The 20,071-nt window shown below is 69.0% G+C and carries 20 protein-coding genes; 10 read left to right on the top strand and 10 right to left on the bottom strand.

Features of this window, described 5'->3' with window-relative positions; genetic code table 11:
* Nucleotides 1–281: 281 nt before the first annotated feature.
* Both OQF71_RS04495 and OQF71_RS04500 read left to right on the top strand, forming a co-directional pair.
* On the top strand, nt 282–2,228 hold the full coding sequence (locus OQF71_RS04495; RefSeq protein WP_280586074.1) for an ABC transporter ATP-binding protein: 1,947 nt from the start codon (nt 282–284) through the stop codon (nt 2,226–2,228).
* A 63-nt stretch (nt 2,229–2,291) separates the two neighbouring features.
* A complete protein-coding gene (locus tag OQF71_RS04500) occupies nt 2,292–3,059 on the top strand; it encodes a creatininase family protein (RefSeq protein WP_280586075.1) in 768 nt (255 codons plus the stop codon).
* Nucleotides 3,060–3,078: 19 nt separating this feature from the next.
* Here the strand turns inward: OQF71_RS04500 and OQF71_RS04505 are convergent, their stop codons facing one another.
* Entirely contained in the window at nt 3,079–3,504 is a 426-nt protein-coding gene (locus tag OQF71_RS04505) for a DUF5790 family protein (RefSeq protein ID WP_280586076.1), read from the bottom strand.
* Between the two features lie 283 nt (nt 3,505–3,787).
* Nucleotides 3,788–3,943, bottom strand: a complete 156-nt coding sequence (locus OQF71_RS04510) for a hypothetical protein (protein ID WP_280586078.1) — start codon at nt 3,941–3,943, stop codon at nt 3,788–3,790.
* Nucleotides 3,944–4,269: 326 nt separating this feature from the next.
* Between OQF71_RS04510 and OQF71_RS04515 the strand changes: the two genes are divergently transcribed.
* A complete protein-coding gene (locus tag OQF71_RS04515; protein ID WP_280586079.1) occupies nt 4,270–5,973 on the top strand; it encodes a methyl-accepting chemotaxis protein in 1,704 nt (567 codons plus the stop codon).
* Between the two features lies 1 nt (nt 5,974).
* Nucleotides 5,975–6,736, top strand: a complete 762-nt coding sequence (locus OQF71_RS04520; protein ID WP_280586080.1) for a bacteriorhodopsin — start codon at nt 5,975–5,977, stop codon at nt 6,734–6,736.
* A 13-nt stretch (nt 6,737–6,749) separates the two neighbouring features.
* On the opposite strand, the gene OQF71_RS04525 is transcribed toward OQF71_RS04520, so the two are convergent.
* Both OQF71_RS04525 and OQF71_RS04530 read right to left on the bottom strand, forming a co-directional pair.
* Nucleotides 6,750–7,808, bottom strand: coding sequence for an Lrp/AsnC family transcriptional regulator (locus OQF71_RS04525; RefSeq protein ID WP_280586082.1), 1,059 nt, complete (start codon nt 7,806–7,808; stop codon nt 6,750–6,752).
* Between the two features lie 96 nt (nt 7,809–7,904).
* Complete coding sequence (locus OQF71_RS04530) at nt 7,905–8,063, bottom strand: hypothetical protein (RefSeq protein ID WP_280586083.1); 159 nt, start codon at nt 8,061–8,063, stop codon at nt 7,905–7,907.
* 293 nt (nt 8,064–8,356) lie between these two features.
* Between OQF71_RS04530 and OQF71_RS04535 the strand changes: the two genes are divergently transcribed.
* The gene (locus OQF71_RS04535) at nt 8,357–9,481 is read left to right on the top strand and encodes an anthranilate phosphoribosyltransferase (protein WP_280586084.1); all 1,125 of its coding nucleotides are present in this window, start codon (nt 8,357–8,359) and stop codon (nt 9,479–9,481) included.
* Nucleotides 9,482–9,717: 236 nt separating this feature from the next.
* Here the strand turns inward: OQF71_RS04535 and OQF71_RS04540 are convergent, their stop codons facing one another.
* From OQF71_RS04540 to OQF71_RS04550, 3 genes are all read right to left on the bottom strand, one after another.
* Nucleotides 9,718–10,551: an NAD+ synthase gene (locus OQF71_RS04540; RefSeq protein ID WP_280586085.1), complete on the bottom strand. Its 834-nt coding sequence runs from the start codon at nt 10,549–10,551 to the stop codon at nt 9,718–9,720.
* Nucleotides 10,552–10,679: 128 nt separating this feature from the next.
* Nucleotides 10,680–11,258: an NUDIX hydrolase gene (locus OQF71_RS04545; RefSeq protein WP_280586112.1), complete on the bottom strand. Its 579-nt coding sequence runs from the start codon at nt 11,256–11,258 to the stop codon at nt 10,680–10,682.
* 65 nt (nt 11,259–11,323) lie between these two features.
* Nucleotides 11,324–11,707: a hypothetical protein gene (locus OQF71_RS04550; RefSeq protein WP_280586086.1), complete on the bottom strand. Its 384-nt coding sequence runs from the start codon at nt 11,705–11,707 to the stop codon at nt 11,324–11,326.
* A 143-nt stretch (nt 11,708–11,850) separates the two neighbouring features.
* Between OQF71_RS04550 and OQF71_RS04555 the strand changes: the two genes are divergently transcribed.
* The 4 genes from OQF71_RS04555 (at nt 11,851) to OQF71_RS04570 (ending at nt 15,442) form a co-directional block, all read left to right on the top strand.
* Nucleotides 11,851–12,807: a DUF5787 family protein gene (locus OQF71_RS04555; RefSeq protein ID WP_280586087.1), complete on the top strand. Its 957-nt coding sequence runs from the start codon at nt 11,851–11,853 to the stop codon at nt 12,805–12,807.
* A 76-nt stretch (nt 12,808–12,883) separates the two neighbouring features.
* Nucleotides 12,884–13,291 carry a CBS domain-containing protein gene (locus OQF71_RS04560; RefSeq protein WP_280586088.1) on the top strand — a complete coding sequence of 136 codons (408 nt, stop codon included), beginning with the start codon at nt 12,884–12,886 and terminating at the stop codon, nt 13,289–13,291.
* 123 nt (nt 13,292–13,414) lie between these two features.
* Entirely contained in the window at nt 13,415–14,785 is a 1,371-nt protein-coding gene (locus tag OQF71_RS04565; protein ID WP_280586090.1) for an LLM class flavin-dependent oxidoreductase, read from the top strand.
* Nucleotides 14,786–15,067: 282 nt separating this feature from the next.
* Nucleotides 15,068–15,442: a tautomerase family protein gene (locus tag OQF71_RS04570; RefSeq protein WP_280586092.1), complete on the top strand. Its 375-nt coding sequence runs from the start codon at nt 15,068–15,070 to the stop codon at nt 15,440–15,442.
* Between the two features lie 8 nt (nt 15,443–15,450).
* Here OQF71_RS04570 and OQF71_RS04575 read toward each other — a convergent pair whose 3' ends face one another.
* Nucleotides 15,451–15,939 carry a deoxyuridine 5'-triphosphate nucleotidohydrolase gene (locus OQF71_RS04575; protein ID WP_280586093.1) on the bottom strand — a complete coding sequence of 163 codons (489 nt, stop codon included), beginning with the start codon at nt 15,937–15,939 and terminating at the stop codon, nt 15,451–15,453.
* Between the two features lie 266 nt (nt 15,940–16,205).
* Here OQF71_RS04575 and OQF71_RS04580 point away from each other — a divergent pair, with 266 nt between their 5' ends.
* The gene (locus OQF71_RS04580) at nt 16,206–18,194 is read left to right on the top strand and encodes an aconitate hydratase (RefSeq protein ID WP_280586094.1); all 1,989 of its coding nucleotides are present in this window, start codon (nt 16,206–16,208) and stop codon (nt 18,192–18,194) included.
* Nucleotides 18,195–18,870: 676 nt separating this feature from the next.
* Here OQF71_RS04580 and OQF71_RS04585 read toward each other — a convergent pair.
* Complete coding sequence (locus OQF71_RS04585; RefSeq protein WP_280586095.1) at nt 18,871–19,524, bottom strand: 30S ribosomal protein S7; 654 nt, start codon at nt 19,522–19,524, stop codon at nt 18,871–18,873.
* Nucleotides 19,521–19,949: a 30S ribosomal protein S12 gene (locus OQF71_RS04590; protein ID WP_004048726.1), complete on the bottom strand. Its 429-nt coding sequence runs from the start codon at nt 19,947–19,949 to the stop codon at nt 19,521–19,523. The genes OQF71_RS04585 and OQF71_RS04590 overlap by 4 nt, the downstream gene beginning before the upstream one ends.
* Between the last annotated feature and the right edge of the window lie 122 nt (nt 19,950–20,071).

Raw genomic sequence — 20,071 nt, forward strand, 5'->3', positions numbered from 1 at the left:
CTCCTCGACGGCGGCGGACGACTCGACGGCGACCGCCACGGCCGCCCCGGTCCCCCGCGACGACATCCCCGACCCCCTCCGGCGGCGCATCCGGAAGGATCTCGCCGCCGCCGAGGTCGACCCGTCGGTCGAGCGCCGCGAGGTGTGACCGGACCGCCGAGCGCTGCGAGACGCAGCCGATACCCGAAACGCGGTCGTTGGCCGCCGATACCGGAGATTTCCGCCGATGTATTTCGGTTCGAAGGAAACCTATTTGCGGCGCGATACGATATGAAACGGTAATGAGTAGCGTCGAATGGGAGGAAGACGACCCCTTCGAGGAACAGCGGGACAAGGTCGAAAACCCGATGAAACGGCTGTTCCTCGCGTACGGTCGCGACTACCTCCCGCAGGTCTCCGTCGGCATCTCCGCCAGCGTCTTCGCGCGGCTCCTCGATCTCCTCCCGCCGCTCATGCTCGGGATCGCCATCGACGCCGTCTTCTACGAGGACGCGCTGTTCAGCGAGCAGATCCCGCTCGTGGTCCTCCCGGACGCGTGGCTCCCGACGGGACAGACGGAACAGTTCTGGTTCACCATCGCCGTCATTGGGGCCGCGTTCGGCGTCGGCGCCGGCTTCCACTGGATCCGCAACTGGGGGTTCAACGCCTTCGCCCAGAACATCCAGCACGACGTTCGGACCGACACCTACGACAAGATGCAGCGGCTGAACATGGAGTTCTTCTCCGACAAGCAGACCGGGGAGATGATGTCGATCCTCTCGAACGACGTGAACCGGCTCGAACGGTTCTTAAACGACGGGATGAACTCCCTGTTTCGGCTCTCCGTGATGGTGCTCGGGATCGGGTTCCTGCTCGTGTGGATCAACTGGCAGCTCGCTCTCGTCGCGCTCCTTCCGGTCCCGATCATCGGCGGGTTCACCTACCTCTTCATCCGGATCATCCAGCCGAAGTACGCCGAGGTGCGCTCCTCGGTCGGGAAGATGAACTCCCGGCTGGAGAACAACCTCGGCGGCATCCAGGTGATCAAGTCGTCGAACACCGAGCCGTACGAGTCGGACCGCGTCGACGACGTGTCGATGGACTACTTCGACGCCAACTGGGACGCGATCACGACGCGGATCAAGTTCTTCCCCGCGCTCCGCGTCCTCGCCGGTATCGGCTTCGTGCTCACGTTCGTCATCGGCGGGCTGTGGGTGTTCCAGGAGACGCCGCCGGGGCCGTTCACCGGCGACCTCTCGGTGGGGATGTTCGTCGTCTTCATCCTCTACACCCAGCGGTTCATCTGGCCGATGGCCCAGTTCGGGCAGATCATCAACATGTACCAGCGCGCCCGCGCCTCCTCCGCGCGGATCTTCGGGCTGATGGACGAGCCCTCGCGGCTCGCCGAGGACCCGAACGCCGAGGAGCTGGCCGTCGGCGACGGCGACGTCGTCTACGACGACGTGAGCTTCGGCTACGACGAGGAGACTATCGTCTCCGACGTCGACTTCGCGGTCGAGGGCGGCGAGACGCTCGCGCTGGTGGGGCCCACCGGCGCCGGAAAGTCCACCGTCCTCAAGCTGCTGCTCCGGATGTACGACGTCGACGAGGGATCGATCGAGATCGACGGGCAGGACGTCCGCGACGTGACGCTCAAATCGCTCCGTCGGTCGATCGGCTACGTCGGCCAGTCGTCGTACCTCTTTTACGGCACCGTCCGCGAGAACATCACGTACGGCACGTTCGACGCGACCGACGAGGAGGTCCGCGAGGCCGCGCGCGCCGCGGAGGCGCACGAGTTCATCGAGAACCTCCCGGACGGGTACGACACGATGGTCGGCGAGCGCGGCGTGAAGCTCTCCGGCGGGCAGCGCCAGCGCGTCACCATCGCCCGCGCCGTGCTCAAAGACCCGGACCTCCTCATCCTCGACGAGGCGACCTCCGACGTCGACACCGAGACGGAGATGCTGATCCAGCGCTCGCTCGACCGGCTCACGACCGACCGGACGACGTTCGCGATCGCGCACCGCCTCTCCACGATCAAGGACGCCGACACCATCCTCGTGTTGGAGGGCGGCGAGATCGTCGAGCGTGGGACCCACGCGGAGCTGCTCGACAACGGGGGACTGTACGCCCACCTCTGGGGCGTGCAGGCCGGCGAGATCGACGAGCTGCCACAGGAGTTCATCGACCGCGCCCAGGAGCGCACCGCGCGGCTGATCGAGGACGCGGAGACCGACGACGACTGAGCCGGCGAGCCCCCTGTCGTCCCGGACCGTCGGTTATACGACGCGCCCCGCCGAGGAGTCGATATGCGACTCGCGGACGCCACCTGGACCGACGTGCGCGACGCCGACGTCGACGTCGCGTTCGTCCCCGTCGGCAGCACCGAACAGCACGGCCCTCACGCGCCCCTCGGGACCGACACGCTCGACGCCGTCGCGGTCGCGGAGGCCGGGGCGACGACCTACGAGGGCGCGGCCGCCGACCGCGACGCGTCCGGGGAGAGCGCGGGCGAGGTCGCGGTCGCCCCGCCGATCCCCGTCGGCGTCGCCGAGGAGCACCGTGCCTTCGACGGGACGATGTGGGTCTCTCCCGACGCCTTCCGGGCGTACGTCCGCGAGGCGGCCGAATCGCTGCCGCACCACGGGGTCGACCGGGTGGTGTTCGTCAACGGGCACGGCGGCAACGTCGAGGCGCTCGCGGAGGTCGCTCGGCTATTCTCCCGCGACGACGCTCACGACGGCTACGCCGTCGCATTCACGTGGTTCGAGGCGGTCGGCGAGCACGCGGGCGACATGGGCCACGCCGGCCCGCTGGAGACGGCGCTGTTGCGCGCGACGGCCCCCGACCTCGTCCGCGAGGACCGCGTCGCGGCCGCGAGCGAGGGCGCCGCCGATCGGTGGGGCGAGTGGGTCTCGGGCGTGAACCTCGCGCACGACTCGGACGCGTTCACGGAGAACGGAGTGGTCGGCGACCCGACCGCCGGCGATGCCGAGCGCGGCGAGGCCCTGCTCGACCTCGCGAGCGACGCGCTCGCGGAGCTGGCGGCCGCGGTCGTCGAGCGGGAGTCGATTTAAAAGGAACGGCCCGGCGACGCTACTCCTCGTCTTCCTCGCCCTCGTCGTCGTCCGCCTCCGCGGCGTCCTGCAGCGCCCCGCGGATCGCGGGGACGGTGCCGGTGAGCGAGGCCACCTCCTCGGCGGCGGCCTCGATGTCGCCGACGAGCGACTCCAACTCCTCGATCTCTCCTTTTAAATCGGCGGCGTCCTCGAAGGCGTCGGCGCGCTCGCCGAGCACGTACGCCTTCTTCGCCGACCGCACGGAACCGATCGCGTCACCGACGTCGAGGGCGGACTTCAGTCCGTTGAGCGCGCCGAGCACGTTGTCCGCGTCCGTCTCCCACACGTCGTCCGGGTCGGGGAGTTCGGTCCGAGCGGCCGCGAGGTGCTCTTCGACCTCCGCGCGCGTCTCCGCGGCGGCCTCACCGAACAGGTCGTCGTCGTCGAACGTGGACTGGCTCATACCGGAATCGTTGTGCCGACGCCTTTTAAAAACGCGCCCGAAAGCGGAAGTGAAACTGCGGGGGACGAGGCGTGATCCGTTCGTCTGTCGCGGCGGGCGTTCAGTTCCGTTCCGACGACCGCTGGAATCGACGGAGTCGGCGGCCTCGCAGCCGCGCTCGCGACGGACGGCGGGGGAACTGCGACCGGTCTCTCTATCGAACGCCGCGATCGTCGCGGTGAGGCCGGGACCGTGGGCCGCGTGTCTCTGCCCGGTCCGCGCGCTCCCGTGGACTTCGGTCGAGTCACAGTCTGACCACCAGTTCCACGGTGAACAGCACGACGAGCAGCGTCAAGACCCCGGCCAGCGTCGCCAGCGTCCACAGCCACTCGGTCACCCGGTCCGCGTTCGGTGTCGCGGCGAGCGGCGTCGGCCGGTCGCTGGAATCGGACCCGGTCACGGCGGACCGGTCGTCTCCGCGCGACGTAAACCCGACTATGAGGCGGCCGTACCGCTTCCTTCGTCTCCGGACGTCTATATACTCGTCCGGCCGAGACGCCGCTCGATCACACCTGCTTCCACGGCGCCTCCTCGACGTCGACGACGCGCTCGCTGCGGTCGATCGCGTCGGTCCGCTCGACGTCCTCTGGGTCTCGCGTCTCCGTCTGCTCCCCCGTCGGCCGGATCGATCGGTCGTCTGGGGGCGTACCGCCGCCGAGCGATTATCACTGAAAATATTCGGGGGGTAGTTATTAACACCGTCCGATCCCACTAGACTGACACATCATGCAAGACGGATCGTCTCCCGGCGTCAGATCGAGTTACGGCGCGAAGCTCGCGCTGTCGCTGATCGGGGTCATGGGGGTCTCAGTTTCATACGGGGTCATCGTCTACCTCCGAACGGAGGGGGTCGGGGCGGTCGGCGCGGAGATCCGTTCCGGGCTCATCGGGATGACGCTGTTGACGGTGATCGGGCTCGCGCTCATCGGCGTCACGGTCGGGTCGAACACGGTTATCTCGCTGCGCCAGCTCACGACGAAGGCGGAGCGCATGGCCGAGGGCGACCTCGACGTGACGCTCGAGACGGGACGAACCGACGAGATCGGTCGGCTGTTCGAGGCGTTCGACGCCATGCGCGGCTCGCTCCGCGTCGAGATCGACGACGCGGAGACCGCTCGGCGGGAGGCCGAAGAGGCCCGCCGGGAAGCGACCGAGCGCGCCGAGACGGTCGAGCGCAAGGCGAACGAGTACGAGTCGGCCATGCGGGCGCTCGCCGACGGGGACCTGACACAGCGGGTCGACCCCGAGGGCGACAGCGAGGCGATGGCTCGCGTCGGCGCCGCGTTCAACGAGATGGCCGACGAGCTGGAAGGGACGGTCGCCTCCGTCGCGACCGTCGCCGAGGACACCGCCGATGTCGCGGGCACCGTCGACGACCGCACCGAGAGCCTGCGAACGACGACCGGCACCGTGAGCGAGGCGGTCGAGGAGATCGCCGAGGGGGCGCGCACCCAGCGCGACGACCTGCAGGCGGCGACGGACGAGGCGGAGAACCTCGCGTCGTCGGCCGAGGAGGTCGCCTCCACCGTCACCGACGTGGCGGAGTCCGCGGAACACGCCGCCGCGGTCGGCGAGGAAGGCCGCGAGGCCGCCGAGGAGGCGCTCGCGGAGATGGACGCGGTCGAGGAGACGACCGCGGAGACGACCGCGGAGGTCGAGTCGCTCGCGGAAGAGGTCGAAGAGATCGGCGAGGTTGTCGACACCATCTCGGAGATCGCCGAGCAGACGAACCTGCTCGCGCTCAACGCGTCGATCGAGGCGGCCCGGTCCGGCGCCGACGGGGCCGGCTTCGCGGTCGTCGCCGAGGAGGTGAAAGCGCTGGCCGAGGAGACCCAGGAGTCGGCGAGCGAGATCGAAGCCCGGATCCATTCCGTGCAAGAGCGCGCCGAGACGGGCGCGAACGCGATGGAACGCACCGAAAAGCGGATCTCCGCCGGCGTCGACACCGTCGAGACGTCGATCGACGCGCTCGAACGCCTCGCGGAGGCCTCCGAGCGGACCGACACGAGCATGACCGAAATCACCCGGGCGACCGAGACGCAGGCCGACTCCGTGGACGCGGTCGTCGGCCACGTCGAGGACGTCTCCGCGATCAGCGCACAGACCGCGAGCGCGGCCGGCGACGTCACCGGCGCGGTCGATGAACAGGAGCGTACCCTCGGAGCGGTCGAGACCGCCGCCGGGTCGCTCTCCGACCGCGCGCTCGCGCTGCGGCAAGCGGTCGATGACTTCGAGTTCGAGAAAGGATCCGGCTTCGACGCCGGGGGCCCAGCCGCCGACCGGAGCCGCAACGCCGGCGTCGCCGACGCCACTGCGACCGCGGTCTCCGACGGCGGCACTGCGGGCTCGACCGCCGACGGCTCCTTCGACTTCTCCCACGGGAGGAAGGCCGGCGACGATGACGCGGCAGACGGGGAGGGGGTGAACTGAGATGCTCGTCGACACCGCCGTCTGGGCGTGGATCGGCGCGCTCGCGATGGGCGCCGGGACGATTCCCCCGCTCTGGGCGTGGTTCTCCCGGTCCTCGGAGACGGGAGAGTCGCACACCGTCTACTACGCCACGCTCGCCGGGGTCACCGGTATCGCGGCGCTCGCGTACCTCCTGATGGCGCTCGGCTTCGGCACGCTGTCGGCGGCTGCCGGAGAGCTCGACCTCGTCCGGTACGTCGACTGGCTCTTGACGACGCCGCTCCTGCTCCTCTATCTCGGGCTCCTCGCCCGTCCGTCGCGCCGCGTGCTCGCCGGCCTGATCGGCGTCGACGTAGTTATCATCGCCGGTGGCATCTCCGCCTCCGCCACCACCGGAACGGTCTCGTGGGTCGCCTTCGGGATCGCCGGTGCCGCGTACCTCGGACTCGTCTACGGCCTCCTCGTCTCGCTCCCCCGCTCGGCCTCGGCGGAGGGGGACCGAGTCCGCGCCGTCTTCGGGACGCTCCGGAACATCACGGTGGTGCTGTGGACGCTGTACCCGATCGTGTGGCTGCTCGCACCCACCGGTTTCGGCCTGCTGACCACGACGACGGAGATGCTCGTGTTCGTCTACCTTGACATCGTGTCGAAGGTGGGATTCGTCGCCGTCGCGGTTATGGGCGCGGACGCGCTCGACAGCCTCGGCGCCGACCGCGACGAGTTCGCCGTCGACGCCGCGGACCCGAGCGCCGAGGAGCACACGACGGTCCTCGGCGACGACTGAGCCGCGGTCCTTTCTACTCGCCGTCCGCGACGAGGTCTTCGTACCGCGCGCCGGTCTGTTTCAGCGTCTCCGTCGAGTAGAGCCGCTCGTGGGCGACGGGGAGGTGGTCGGCCGCCAGCTCGTCGATCTTCGCGTCGACCGCCTCGGCCTCGCGCCCGTGGATCATCGTGAACAGGTTGTACTCCCACTCCTGGTCAGGCCGGCGCGGGCGGTGGTAACACAGCGTGACGTACGGGAGGCTCCCGACCGCCTCGCCGCGCTCGTCGAGCTCCCCGTCGGGCACGTCCCAGACGACCATGCAGTTGTTCGTGAAGCCGGTGACGACGTGGTTGACGACGCAGCCGATCCGCTTGATGCAGCCGTCCGCGAGCAGGCGCTCGACCGCCCCGAGGACGTCGTCGAGGGGGGCGCCGATCTCGCTCGCCACGTCGGCGTAGGGAGTCGCCGACAGCGGGAAGCCGTCTTGGATCGCCAGGAGGAGGTCGCCTTCAAGCGGTGTGAGATCGCCGCGCGCGTTCTCGGAGATGCGGGTGGCGGAGACCGCCGTCTCGTCGAGGGACTCTCTCGCGAATCGATCGGCGTTCACCACCGGGAACTCCAGATCGATGTAGTAGTCCGTGAGCATCGGGAGCGCAAGCACCTCGCAGCCGGTCCGCTCCTCGATCTCCGCGAGGATCGCGTCGCGCCGCTCGCGGGAGCCCGCGGTGACGACGAACCACTGGTTCCACTCGTGGTCGCGGCGGTAGTTGTGGTTCACCTGTCGGTAGCCGTTGATCACCTCGGCGACCTCGTCGAACCGGTCTTCGGGCGCCCGCACGGTCGCCAGCGTCGACGAGCCGATGACGGGCGGATTCAGCACCGCGCCGAACCGCCGGAACACTCCCCGCTCCCGGAGGTCGCGGACGCGGTCGAGGACTCCGTCGGCGTCGACGTCGACGCCCGTCTCGGCCGAGATCTCGCGAGCGACCCGCTCGAAGGGGCGGGATTCGACGGGAAAATCGCTCTGGTACTCGTCGATGAGGGCCGCGTCGACCGCGTCGATGTCGGCCCGCCAGTCGGCGTCCAGACTCATTGCGATCGCTTGGAGGCGCGCGTACCTACGGGTTTCGGAGGGGGCCGCGGTCCCGGAAGGGGTACGACTCGGCGGAGTCGGCGGCTCCGGAGGGTATCAGTCGTCAGCGGGGCTCTGCCCGGACGCCGGGGCGAACGCCCGGGCGCTCTCCTCGAGCTGGGCCGTCGAGCAGCCGCCGACGGTGGCGGCCTGTTCGAGCGTCAGCGTGCGGGCGCGATACAGCGTGAGTGCGGTGGACACGGATTTGGAAGTCATCGGCAACAACTACATTCTAGGTGGACGAATATATAACTCTAGCGCCTTTCAGGGGGTGTTACGAAATACTAAAGTGAAAAATACGTTTGATTCTGGTTTATTTTGCTTTAAAACACAATGAATGCTTTTTTCTGCTTTGTGGATGCGTACCACGGAACCGGCGAAAATCCGTTCGGATCTCGAGGTCATCGCTCGCACGCGCCGCAACCGCGAGGGCGTGGGATCGGCCTGCCTCTTCCCAGCGCTCGGGAGCCGAGCGAGGGACTTTTCGTCCGAGGACCCGAACGAGGCGTATGGCTCAGGCGACCCAGGAGTTCGGCGAGTGGCCCCTCAAGCGGCTGATGACCGAGGTCTGCGGCTCCGGCCACAAGTCGGCCGACGACCTGACGCGCGCGCAGGCGACCGAGGCGTTCGAGCGAATCCTCGCGAACGAGCCCGACCCGACCACGCTCGGGGCGTTCTGGCTCGCGAACCGCTGGAAGCGGAACACGCCCGAGGAGTTGGGCGCGTACGTCGACGTGATGTGCGAGCGCGTCGAGTACGCCGAACCCGACGCCGACCCCGTCGACTGCGGCGCCAACTACGACGGGAAGGGACGGTCCGCGATCTTAGGCGTCGCGGCCGGGGCAGTCGCGGCCGCGGCCGGCACCCCCGTCGTCGTCCACTCGGGCGATCGCGTCCCCACGCAGAAGCAGGACGCCTACAAGCACGTCTTAGACGAGCTCGGCGTCCACACCGAGCTGAGGCCCTCGGACTCCGCCGACATGGTCGACGAGACCGGCTTCGGCTTCTACTACCAGCCCGCGTTCAACCCCGCCATCGACGACCTGTTCGACCGGCGCGACCAGATGGGGGTCCGGACGTTCGTCAACACGATCGAGACGCTGGCGAACCCCGCCGGGGCGTCGGTCCACCTCGGCTCCTTCTACCACCTCGCGTTCGCGAAGAAGGTGGTCGACACGTTCGTCGAGAGCGAGTTCCACGACCTCGACCGCGTCCTGATGTTCCAGGGGATGGAGGGGTACGACGACGTGCGTCCCGGCTACACCAAGGTCGCGGAGTGGGGCGCGGCGGACGGGAGCGACGCCGACGGTGGCGAGACGACCGACAGCGACGGGGCCGGCAGCGACGGCGCCTCATTCGACGACTTCGAGATCGAGACCGCCGAGTACGGGATGGACCTCGAAGAGGACGACCTCGCGGTCGACGACGTCGCCGCCGACTCCGCGCGGATCACCGAGGAGGTGCTGGCCGGCGAGCGCGACGACGCCTTCGCCGACGCGGTCGCGGTCAACGCCGCCCTCCGGATCTACGCCCGCGAGGACGCCGACTCGATCGAGGCGGGGCTGGAAACCGCCCGCGAGGCCATCGACGACGGCTCCGCGCTGGGCGTGCTCGAAGACCTGCGCGCGTTCTGACGGGCAGCGCGACGACTGTGGACCCGACCCTCGATGCCGGTTTTGAATGAATCCCCGAGGGGTTCGGAAAGCTCACTCAGGCGTTCGTGATAGACGCCCACACTCACTGAACGCCGTGATGCACGCTGTCATCTCACACCGGGCGAGCCTCCGCACTGGCCACGGGTGAACACTGCGACGCGCACGGCGCCAAATCGGCTCTCCTCCGTCTCTCCGCCTCCTGCGGCCGTCGTCGATTACCGCTCCGGTGCCGGCGGCATCGCCCGCTTGTGGGCGCTGCGCTCGTGGAGCTCGACGACGCGGTCGACGGCCTCGGCGGGCACTCCGAGCTCGCGGACCGTCGCCGCCCGCGAGAGGCCGCCGTCGACGTGGACGGCGAGGATCGCGTCGACGGTGTCGTAGTCGAGGCCCATCTCCTCGGCGTCGGTCTGGCCCTCCCACATCCCCGCGGTCGGCTCCTGCATCACGAGCTCGCGCGGGACGCCGACGTGCGCGGCCAGCTGCCGGACCTGCTGTTTGTAGAGGTTCCCGATGGGGTTGCAGTCGACCGCCTGATCGCCGTACTTGGTGAAGTAGCCGGTCATCGCCTCCGCGCGATTCCCCGTCCCGAGCACGACCCGATCCTCCGCGTTGGCGACGAAGTAGTTCAGGACTGCGCGGGTCCGGACGTAGACGTTGCCCGCCGCCGTCCGGTCGGCGGCGGCCTCCGGGAACGCGTCGAAGAAGGCCTCCGCGATCGGCTGGATCTCGACCACGTCGTACTCGATCCCGAGCTCGTGCGCGACGCGCTCGGCGTCGCTCATCACGTCGGAGTCGTTCACCGCCGAGGGCATCGTGATCCCGTGGAGGCCGTCCTCGCCGAGCGCCTCGACGGCGAGATGGGCGGTCAGCGTCGAGTCGATCCCGCCCGAGAGGCCGAGGACGGCGCCCTCCGCGCCCGCGTCGTCGACGACGTCCCCGATGAACGCGACGACGCGCTCGCGGGTCGCCTCCAGCTCCGGCTCCGAGAGCCGGAGGTCGAGCGGCGGGTCGTCCGACAGCAACACCGACTGCTTCGAGGTCTGGCTCATGGTAACAGACAGGGGCCGAGACGACTAATATCCCCGCTTCTCGCCCGTGAACTGGACGTTCGTCGGGTTTTTGTCACCTTCGCTCCGTCACCGCACGCTCCCTCGTCGTCGCCGAGATTCGGTCTCCCCTACAACAGTCCCTCTCGCTCGGCGAGCAGCAGCCCCTCCAGCGTCGCGTCGTTTGTCGGCGGCTCGCGGGCGACCTCCAGCGCCTCCTCGATCGGGACCGCGCGCGGCGAGAGGAACTCGTTGCTGTCGTGGTCGACTTGGACCGGTTCGAGCCCCTCGGCGAACACGTACCCGCGCGTGTGACGGAGCACGCCCGTCGAGCACCACACCTCCTGTAACAGCGACGTCGACGAGGGCGCGAAGCCGGTCTCCTCTGCGAGCTCGCGCGCGCCGGCGGCGGTGTACGACTCGCCGCGCTCGACGATCCCCGCGGGCAGTTCCAGCTGGGTGTTCCGCACGGTCGGGCGGTACTGCTCGACGAACAGCACGTCGCCGTCGGCGACCGCGATCACGACCGTCGCCGGCGACAGCTCCGCCCAGTAGTACTTCTTCTCCGACCCGTCCGGCTGCTCGACGCGGTCGTACCCCCCCACGAACCAGCCGGGGTCGTACTCGACGGCGACCTCTCGGACCGGCCACTCCGGTTCGCCCGGCAGCGAGTGGTTGCGGCCGTCGGCGAAGGCCGGGAGGTCGCGCAGGTCGGCGGCGGGGGCGTCGTCGCCCGCACGCTCGCCCTCGCCGCCCGCACGCTCGTTCTCGTCGCTCACGGCTGCACCACCTCCACGCGGTAGACCGCTCCATCGTACCGCACGCGGACCCCGTCGTCGGTCGCGGCCTCGGGGGTCTGCCGCGTGAGCGCGTCCACCTCGTCAAACGGCGTGTGGGTGAACCACTCCTTGATCCCGTACGCGTCGGACAGGTACGGGTCGGAGCGCCCGTCGTCGCTCGCGAGCGCGCTCGTCAGGAACGGCCACCGACGCTCGGAGGCGTTGTTGACGTCGGCCGCCGGCTCGGCGGTCTCGATCGGCTCGGCGGTCAGGTAGTAGGGGTCGCCGCCGCCGAGGTAGCTCGGCAGGGCGCCCAACGCGAGCAGGGCGACGACGACCAAGGCGATGGCGACGAGGAGGTTCCGGGTGACCCGGCGCATGGTCGACGTTGGCGCCGGCGGGGAATACCGGTTTCGACCGCGGCGGATCCGGACTCGGACGCCACGTTTCGCCCTCCCGTCCACCCCACTGCGTCGCCCCCCGCGCCGACGCGCTTTACTCGCCCGCGCCCCTCTTCGCTCCCATGGAGTTCCGGTTCGAGCTGGCGCTGTGTGCCGCGCTCGAATCGCCGGACTGTGTCGTCGCCCGCCAGCTCGGTGCCGGCGTGGCGAACCCCGGCGGTCGGATCGTCGACGTCTGCGTGCTGGAGCCCGGCCCGGGGTTCGACCGGCGGGCGGCGATCACCCCCGAACGGATCCCGGACCCCGCGATCGAGGCGGCGGTCGGCCCCGGCGAGGCGGTCCCGGTCGCGGACGCGTTCGAGTTCCCGCCGGAACGGGCGGCCGCGGTCGTCGAGCGGGCCGTCGAGGTCGGCTACCTCGAACGCGAGCGCCGCGACGGGCGGCCGGTCGCCCGCGCGACCGCCCGGTACCCCGACGACTGGGTCGGCTCGCTGACCGCGATCGAGAACAAGCCGGACCTTGGGAACCCGGGCGATTTGGCGGCCCAGCTGCGGTACGACGTCGCGCTCGGGCTGTTCGACGAGGCGGTCCTCGCCACCGCCTCCTACGTCACCCGCGCGCACCTCAACCGGATCCCCGATCCGGTCGGAGTCTGGCGGTTCGACCCCGAGACGGGCGAGCGCGAGGTGGTCCGCGAGCCCGACCCGCTCGACCCCGACGCGCCCGGCGTCGAGATCCGCGAGGAGCGGTCGCTTCGGACTGACGTCGCCCTCGTCGACCCGGACGCGTTGGCCCGCAAGCGGCGCCGGATCGCGGAGCGCGCGTACGGGAAGGGATGGAGACCGTCGCCCCCGGCGTGCGCGCACGCGACCGGGACCGCCGACGGTCGGCCGCACTGCGAGCGGTTCGACCGGGTGGTCGATCCGGGGCGCGACTGCGGCGCGGGCTGTGCGGCGTACGACCCCGCCGACCCGCCGGCGGTCGATCGGGACGGGCTCCGCGACGAGCGGACCGCGTGGGTGGCCGAGCCCGACCGCGACGGGCCGCGCCGACAGTCGGGGCTCTCGCGGTTCCTGTGATCGCTTTCGCGGTTCCTGTGATCGCTTTCGCGCTCCCTGTGGGAATCCTTATATCCCGAGCGACGGACCCTCACGTATGAACGACATCGACGACGTGTTCGTCGCGCGGTTGATGACGAGCGAGCTCCACACGGTGACGCCCGACACGCTGGTCGAGGACGCGGCCGCCGTGCTGCTCGACAACGACATCAGCTCGGCGCTGGTCGTCGACGACGACGGCGCCCTGGTCGGCATCCTCACCACGACCGACTTCGTCGACATCGTCGCGAAGAGCCAGCCGAAGGCCGAGACGACCGTCGAGCGGTACATGACTCGCGACCCGGTCACGGCCGGCGCGCAGGACTCCGTCGCGGCGGTCGCCTCGCTCATGGTCGAGCACGGGTTTCACCACGTGCCCGTCGTCGACGGCGACACGCCCATCGGGATCATCACGACCTCCGACTTCGCCGCGTACGTCTCCTCGCCGGAGACGGCGTCGCCGTAGGACGCGGTCGCCGCCGCCCGTCCGTCGTTTCCGCTCCGACTCCGACACGCTCCCGCGTCCGCGACGACGACAAGTGACGCCCCTTTCTGTGAGGTATTACCCGGGGAACGCCTACGTGGCGCCATGCCCGACCACCTGCACCTCAACCTCTTCACCATGGCCTCCGTCGAGCACGTCTCGCCGGGGTCGTGGACCTTCCCCGGCGACCGGTCGCCGGCGTACACGGACCGGGAGTACTGGACCGAGGTCGCCCGGACCGCCGAGCGCGGCGGCTTCGACGCGGTGTTCTTCGCCGACGTGCGCGGGGTCTACGACGTGTACGGCGACGACCGCCACACGGCCGTCGAGAAGGGGGTCCAGACGCCCGCAAGCGACCCGCAGCTCGTCGTTCCCGCGATGGCGGAGGTCACCGACGACCTCGGGTTCGCCGTGACGCGGTCGACGACGTACACCCACCCCTACCAGCTCGCGCGAGAGTTCTCCACGCTCGATCACCTCACCGACGGCCGGGTCGCGATCAACGTCGTCACCTCGTACCTCCAGTCGGCCGCCGAGAACCTCGGCCTCGACGAGCGGATGGACAAGCAGACGCGTTACGACCGCGCGGACGAGTTCCTCGACGTCTGCTACAAGCTGTGGGAGGAGTCGTGGGACGACGACGCGGTCGAGGTCGACCGCGAGGTCGGGCGGTACACCGACCCCGAGAAGGTCTCGGCGATCGACCACGAGGGCGAGCACTTCTCCGTGCCCGGCCCCCACGGCTGCGAGCCCTCGCCACAGCGGACCCCCGTCGTGTACCAGGCCGGCTCCTCCGACCGAGGCCGGGCGTTCGCGGCCGCGAACGCCGAGGCCGTCTTCGCCAGCCAGCCGACCGAGGCGGGCGTCCGCGAGTACATGACCGACGTGAAGTCGCGCGCGGCCGACCGCGGTCGCGATCCCGAGAGCCTGAAGTTCTTCATCGGCGTCGTCCCCGTCGTCGGCGAGACGCAGGCCCTCGCGGAGGCGAAGTACGAGGAGTATAAGCGCCACGTCGACGTGGAGGCGACGCTCGCGCTCCTCTCCGGCTTCCTCGACATGGACCTGTCGGAGCTCGACCCCGACCAGAAGGTCGAGCACATCGAGACGGACGCGATCCAAGGGACGATGAACGCGTTCACGAAGGCCCAGCCGGACCGCGAGTGGACCGTCCGCGAGGTCGCGGAATTCTGCGGGCTCGGCACCACCTCCCCGACGATCGTCGGCACGCCCGCGGTGATCGCCGACGAGCTGGCGTACTGGCACGAGGCGGTCGGCGTCCACGGGTTCAACATCAAGGAGGTCGTCCGCCCCGACTCGCTGACGGACTTCGTCGACCTCGTCGTCCCGAGGCTGCGCGACCGCGGGCTCGTCCCGGACCCGAACGACGGCGAGGGGCGCCGCGGCGGCACCCTCCGCGAGCGCCTGTTCGGCGAGGGGCAGTCCCGGCTCCGCGACGACCACCCGGCGAGACAGTAGCGCCCTCGAATCGGGCGATCTCACCCGAATTTATCAGATCCGAATCCGACAACGCTGCCGCCCCCACTACTGTTAAGTGCGTTCCCCTGCTTCGCTCAGGTGACGCTTCGCTTGGAGGGCCGAAGCGTCAGCGGGGACCTACTGAACGGCACGCCCGTGCCACCTTTTCCCGGCACGGGCGTGCCGTTCGTTCCTTTCACACCGACGAGCGACGGCCGCCTCCGTCGATCGCGATGTTCTGGACGCCGATAGCTCCAAGGCCGCGTCCGCCGACGGTCCGGTATGCCGCTGTTACAGTTCTCGACGACGCTGTCGCTCTCGCCGACCGATCGCGAGTCGTTCGTCGCGTTCGTCACCGACCGATACACCGAGGAGATGGCGACCGCGGCGGGCCACGTGGCGGTGACGATCGCCGAGCACGAGCCGTCGGCGATGGCGATCGGTCGGGGCGTCGACGGCCCGCTGCTGTTCCTCGACGCGGAGATCCGCGAGGGCCGCCCCGTCGAGTACAAGCGGGCGTTCGGGCTGGCGGTGATGGAGCGTGCGGTCGCGGCGCTCGGCGTCCCAGAGCCGAACGCCAAGGTCGTGTTTACCGAACACGCCGGCGAGGACATGATGGGAATCGACCGCGTGGGCGGCGACTGGGAGGGGGAGTGACGCTCCGCTTATCCCTCGGTCTCGCCGAGATTCTCCTCCTGATACGCGCCCTCGTATGTCCCGTCGTGATCGGCCTCTGCGAGCACCAGCTGGGCGATCCGGGCTCCCGGCTCGATATCGATCGCGTGCCCCACGTCGAGGCGCCCCTCGCCGACCCCCTCGTAGCCGGCGTCCCAGACGGCGGTGTCGAGGGTACAGGAGTTCCGCAACAGCGTTGACCGCGGGAGCACGAACCCGACCCGCTCGCTCGGGATCCGCACCGGCTCCCCGTACCGGACCACGTACGCTCCCGGGTCCAGCCGGTACGTCCCGTCTTCGAGCGGTACCGGCTCGCGCTCGCCGACGCGTTTCCCGTCGCGGCCGATCCGTCCGGCGCTCGTCTGCTCGAAGATCTCGCCGACCGTGAGGTCGACGCCGTTCGGCTGTCGCTGCGCGTCGTCGAGGTCGGCGTCGCCGGCTTCGAGCGCCGCCGCGACCGTCGCTCCCGAGTCGAACATACCCGAGCGGACCCGCGGGCGAAACTAAACGATGTCGCACGCCGACGCGGTGCGGACCGGCCCGTCCCTGGCCGCCGATGGATCCAGCGAATTCGTCCGGGAACGGCCTTTATGAGCCTTATACACTCGTTACGTCTACTGTTCACACGGGGAATGATACCCCGCCTATTCTCCCTCAATAATTGCCGGTTCGGCGGATCCTACACGGTCGATCTTTCGGGAAACTCGCGGGTTTTATATCCACGGGAGGGCCATCTTTCGGTGATATGGGACAAACGATTACGGAGAAAATCCTCGATGACCATCTCGTCGAGGGCGAGCTGACGCCCGGCGAGGAGATCGGTATCGAGATCGACCAGGTGCTGACGCAAGACACCACCGGCACGATGGTGTGGCTCCAGTTCGAGGCGCTGGACCTCGACGAGGTCCAGACGGAGCTGGCCGCGCAGTACTGCGACCACCAGACGTACCAGTTCGACTTCAAGAACACCGACGACCACCGCTTCCTCCGCTCCGCGGCCGGCACGTTCGGCGCCTACTTCTCCCGCCCCGGCAACGGGATCTGCCACCAGGTCCACAAGGAGAACTTCGCCGCGCCCGGGAAGACGCTGCTCGGCTCCGACTCGCACACGCCGACCCCCGGCGGGCTCGGCGAGCTCGCGATCGGCGCCGGCGGCCTCGACATCGCCGTCGCGATGGGCGGCGGCCCCTACTACGTCGAGATGCCGGAAGTCGTCAACGTCCACCTCGAAGGCGAGCTCCCCGAGTGGGCGACCGCCAAGGACGTGGCGCTCCACCTGCTCGGCGAGCTGACCGTCAAGGGCGGCGTCGGCAAGATCTTCGAGTACACCGGCCCCGGCGCCGAGAAGCTCTCGATCCCCGAGCGGACCACGATCACGAACCTCGGCACCGAGCTCGGCGCCACCTCTTCGATCTTCGCGACCGACGAGAAGACGAAAGACTGGCTCGCGCGCCAGGACCGCGAGGAGGAGCACGTCGACCTCCAGCCCGACGACGACGCGGAGTACGCGGAGACCATTGCGGTCGATCTCGGCGAGCTCGAGCCGCTCGTGGCCGCCCCGTCGATGCCCGACAACGTCGCCCCCGTCAGCGAGTACGAGGGTACCGACGTCGAGCAGGTCATCGTCGGCTCCTGTACCAACGGCGCCTACGAGGACATCCTTCCCAGCGCGAAGATGCTGGAGGGCCGCGAGGTCTCGAAGGGCACCGAGATGATCGTCGCGCCCGGCTCCAAGCAGGCGTCGGAGATGCTGGCCCGCGAGGGGTGGACCGCGGAGATGATGGCGGCCGGCGTCAACTTCTCCGAGGCGACCTGCGGCGCGTGTATCGGTATCGGTCACGTGCCCGCCTCCGACTCCGTCTCGCTGCGTACCTTCAACCGCAACTTCGAGGGTCGCTCCGGTATCGAGGACGACTCCGTCTTCCTCTGCTCGCCCGAGGTCGCCACCGCGGCGGCCATCACCGGCGAGATCGTCGACCCGCGCGACCTCGCCGACGACCTCGGCGACCTCGAGGCGCCCGGGCTGGAGATGGGAACGAAGTACGGTCCCGGGATGGGCGAGTCAGACTCCGACATCATCTCGCCCGACGAGGCGATCGACGACGGCCTCGTCAAGGGCCCGAACATCGGCGACGTGCCGCTCAAGGACGGGATCGACGTGGACGGCGGTGAGGCCCTCCTCAAGATGGAGGACAACATCACCACCGACCACATCATCCCGGCGACTGCGGACATCCTGAAGTTCCGCTCGAACATCGAGAAGCTCTCCGAGTTCACGCTCTCGCGCGTCGACGACACGTTCGCGCAGCGCTCGCTCGACGCCGACGGCGGCGTCCTCGTGGCCGGCGAGAACTACGGGCAGGGCTCCTCGCGCGAGCACGCCGCGCTCTGTCCGATGTACCTCGGCATCGAGGCCGTCTTCGCGCAGAGCTTCGCCCGCATCCACAAGGCGAACCTGTTCAACTTCGGTATCGTCCCGCTGGCGATCGACGCGGAGACGTACGAACAGATCGAGCAGGGCGACGACCTCGAGATCGTCGACGACGTGCCCGCGGGCGTCTCCTCCGGCCAGGAGGAGTTCTCCGTGAGCGTCAACGACGGCGAGTGGGAGTTCACCGCCGACCTCGACGCCTCCGAGCGCGAGCGCGACATCCTCGCGGCCGGCGGCAAGCTCTCGTGGGTCAAACAGCAGCACGCCGACGACGGCTCCGGCGCGGCGCCGGCCGACGACTGAGCGCGCTGTCCCGCGATCGACGAGCGATTTCGGATCTCCGTCTCCTCTATTTTTCGACGCGTTCGCGCTTTCAGCGTCGGCTGTGTGGATCGGCGAAGCGGCGGCGTACTGAAGCGGACGAGAGCGAGAGCGCGTGAATCGGTACGACGGAGCGGTTGTTTGTAGGCGCGAACGGGGTGCCGCTGGCGGGTGTTTCTGTATCGTTGTTGGCGGCGTAAACGCCTCCAAAGCCCAGTCGCTTGCTTATAAGCGGTTGCCGGCGGATCGACAGAGAACGCCACCAAACCCCAGCCGCGCTTCCCGCGAGCGGAGCGAGCGGGAAGCGCGACTGCCCCGTTAAGTCCCGGCCACCCGCACGGCAACCGCGCCTCACGCCTCCCCAGCCTCGCCGCTCGCTTCGCTCGCGGCGTCCCTCGCACCGTCGGCTCGCGGCCCAAAGGGCCGCTCACCGGGGCGCGCCACCGCATCGTTCTTTTATAAGCGATCGTCGTTGCCGACCACGATTGTTCGAATGCGGTTTTGTCACCGCCGACCTACGTCACCCACTCCCGCTATCGGTCGTGACCCTCCCGACTTGAGACACGCATCTCAACGCCGAACGGCGCCGCCGCTCCGTATGTGAGTCGAAACGGAAACCCGCGAAACGCGTCCCGTCGGTTCGACGTCGGAACCGGCGTTAGCGGGCCGCGGCGGCGACGCGCTCGCGCTCTTCCTTCTGCGAGATAGAGTAGGAGCGGTCGGCGTCGTAGTCCGCGGCCGTGACGAGCTCGTCGGCGAGCGCCTCGGCGGCGGACGTCGTCGACTTGTACGTCGCGCTGGCGACGCCGTCGGAGATGAACAGCAGCGCCTGGTCGACGCGGCGCTGGGGCGCGACGTCGACCGCCTTGGGAACGGAGATGCCGCCGTACTTCAGGCGAACGGTCTCCTCGCGGGGCGCGGCGTTTTCGACGGCCGTCACGAGGACCTGAGCCGGGTTCTCCTCGGTCCGGTCGTGGACGATGTCGAAGGCGTCGCGGACGATCCGTGTCGCCTGCTGCTTCTTGCCCGTGTTCTCGTCGGTCTGCATCAGGCGGTTGATCAGTCGCTCGACCAGGGAGATCTCGCTCTTCTTGAACTGTTTTGACGCGTGACGGCCCATGGTGTGGGCGATGGGCGTCACCGTCATGTACCGCTTCGTCGAGGGGTCCTCGTAGGCGATCTCGGTAACGTCCCAGACGCCGAACAGCGTGGCGTTCTCGTTGGCGGCCTCGCTTGCGGCGGGCGCGTCCGGCTCCGGCTCGTCGGCGGCGACGTCCGCGTCGGACTCCGCCTCGGTCTCTTCCCCGCTCATCTGACGGGCTTCTCCGCGTTTCCGCGAACCAGTTCGATCATGGAGACGCCGTTGACCTTCTCCACCTTGTAGTTGACACCGGAGAGGTCGCCCATCGCGCGACCCTTGGCCCCGCCGATCCCGGCGATCGTGACCTCGTCGTGCTCGTCGATGAACGAGATTGCACCGTCACCGGGACAGAACGCGGTGACCTGCTTCCCGTTCTTGATGAGCTGAACGCGGACACACTTTCGGATCGCCGAATTCGGCTGCTTTGCCTCGATCCCGACCTTCTCCAGAACGATCCCGCGAGCCTGCGGGGCGCCCTCGAGGGGGTCGGACTTCTTCTTGAGCCCGCGCTCTCGCCGAGCGTACTCGGAGTCGGACCAGCGGCGCTTCTGCCGGTCCTGTTTGAGCTTACGGGCCGCGTATTTGCCGTTCGCCATCGTACGTCTACTTCCAAACGGAGCTACTTAAGCGTCGTCTTTCGACGCGACGAAACGGCCTCAGATCGCCCGAACGGTACCTCTCGTCCGTTCTGAGAGTGTTTCGAACGACAGGCGGATCC

It is taken from the genome of Halorubrum sp. Boch-26 (assembly GCF_029889805.1).
Taxonomy (GTDB): Archaea; Halobacteriota; Halobacteria; order Halobacteriales; family Haloferacaceae; genus Halorubrum.

Bases quoted from the DNA above. Each gene is read 5' to 3' on its own strand.
- OQF71_RS04520 (WP_280586080.1), top strand. From the start codon at position 5,975: ATGCTCGTCGACACCGCCGTCTGGGCGTGGATCGGCGCGCTCGCGATG.
- OQF71_RS04570 (WP_280586092.1), top strand. From the start codon at position 15,068: ATGCCGCTGTTACAGTTCTCGACGACGCTGTCGCTCTCGCCGACCGAT.
- OQF71_RS04560 (WP_280586088.1), top strand. From the start codon at position 12,884: ATGAACGACATCGACGACGTGTTCGTCGCGCGGTTGATGACGAGCGAG.
- OQF71_RS04550 (WP_280586086.1), bottom strand. From the start codon at position 11,707: ATGCGCCGGGTCACCCGGAACCTCCTCGTCGCCATCGCCTTGGTCGTC.
- OQF71_RS04590 (WP_004048726.1), bottom strand. From the start codon at position 19,949: ATGGCGAACGGCAAATACGCGGCCCGTAAGCTCAAACAGGACCGGCAG.
- OQF71_RS04505 (WP_280586076.1), bottom strand. From the start codon at position 3,504: ATGAGCCAGTCCACGTTCGACGACGACGACCTGTTCGGTGAGGCCGCC.
- OQF71_RS04500 (WP_280586075.1), top strand. From the start codon at position 2,292: ATGCGACTCGCGGACGCCACCTGGACCGACGTGCGCGACGCCGACGTC.
- OQF71_RS04515 (WP_280586079.1), top strand. From the start codon at position 4,270: ATGCAAGACGGATCGTCTCCCGGCGTCAGATCGAGTTACGGCGCGAAG.
- OQF71_RS04535 (WP_280586084.1), top strand. From the start codon at position 8,357: ATGGCTCAGGCGACCCAGGAGTTCGGCGAGTGGCCCCTCAAGCGGCTG.
- OQF71_RS04565 (WP_280586090.1), top strand. From the start codon at position 13,415: ATGCCCGACCACCTGCACCTCAACCTCTTCACCATGGCCTCCGTCGAG.
- OQF71_RS04585 (WP_280586095.1), bottom strand. From the start codon at position 19,524: ATGAGCGGGGAAGAGACCGAGGCGGAGTCCGACGCGGACGTCGCCGCC.
- OQF71_RS04530 (WP_280586083.1), bottom strand. From the start codon at position 8,063: ATGACTTCCAAATCCGTGTCCACCGCACTCACGCTGTATCGCGCCCGC.
- OQF71_RS04555 (WP_280586087.1), top strand. From the start codon at position 11,851: ATGGAGTTCCGGTTCGAGCTGGCGCTGTGTGCCGCGCTCGAATCGCCG.
- OQF71_RS04525 (WP_280586082.1), bottom strand. From the start codon at position 7,808: ATGAGTCTGGACGCCGACTGGCGGGCCGACATCGACGCGGTCGACGCG.
- OQF71_RS04495 (WP_280586074.1), top strand. From the start codon at position 282: ATGAGTAGCGTCGAATGGGAGGAAGACGACCCCTTCGAGGAACAGCGG.
- OQF71_RS04575 (WP_280586093.1), bottom strand. From the start codon at position 15,939: ATGTTCGACTCGGGAGCGACGGTCGCGGCGGCGCTCGAAGCCGGCGAC.
- OQF71_RS04580 (WP_280586094.1), top strand. From the start codon at position 16,206: ATGGGACAAACGATTACGGAGAAAATCCTCGATGACCATCTCGTCGAG.
- OQF71_RS04540 (WP_280586085.1), bottom strand. From the start codon at position 10,551: ATGAGCCAGACCTCGAAGCAGTCGGTGTTGCTGTCGGACGACCCGCCG.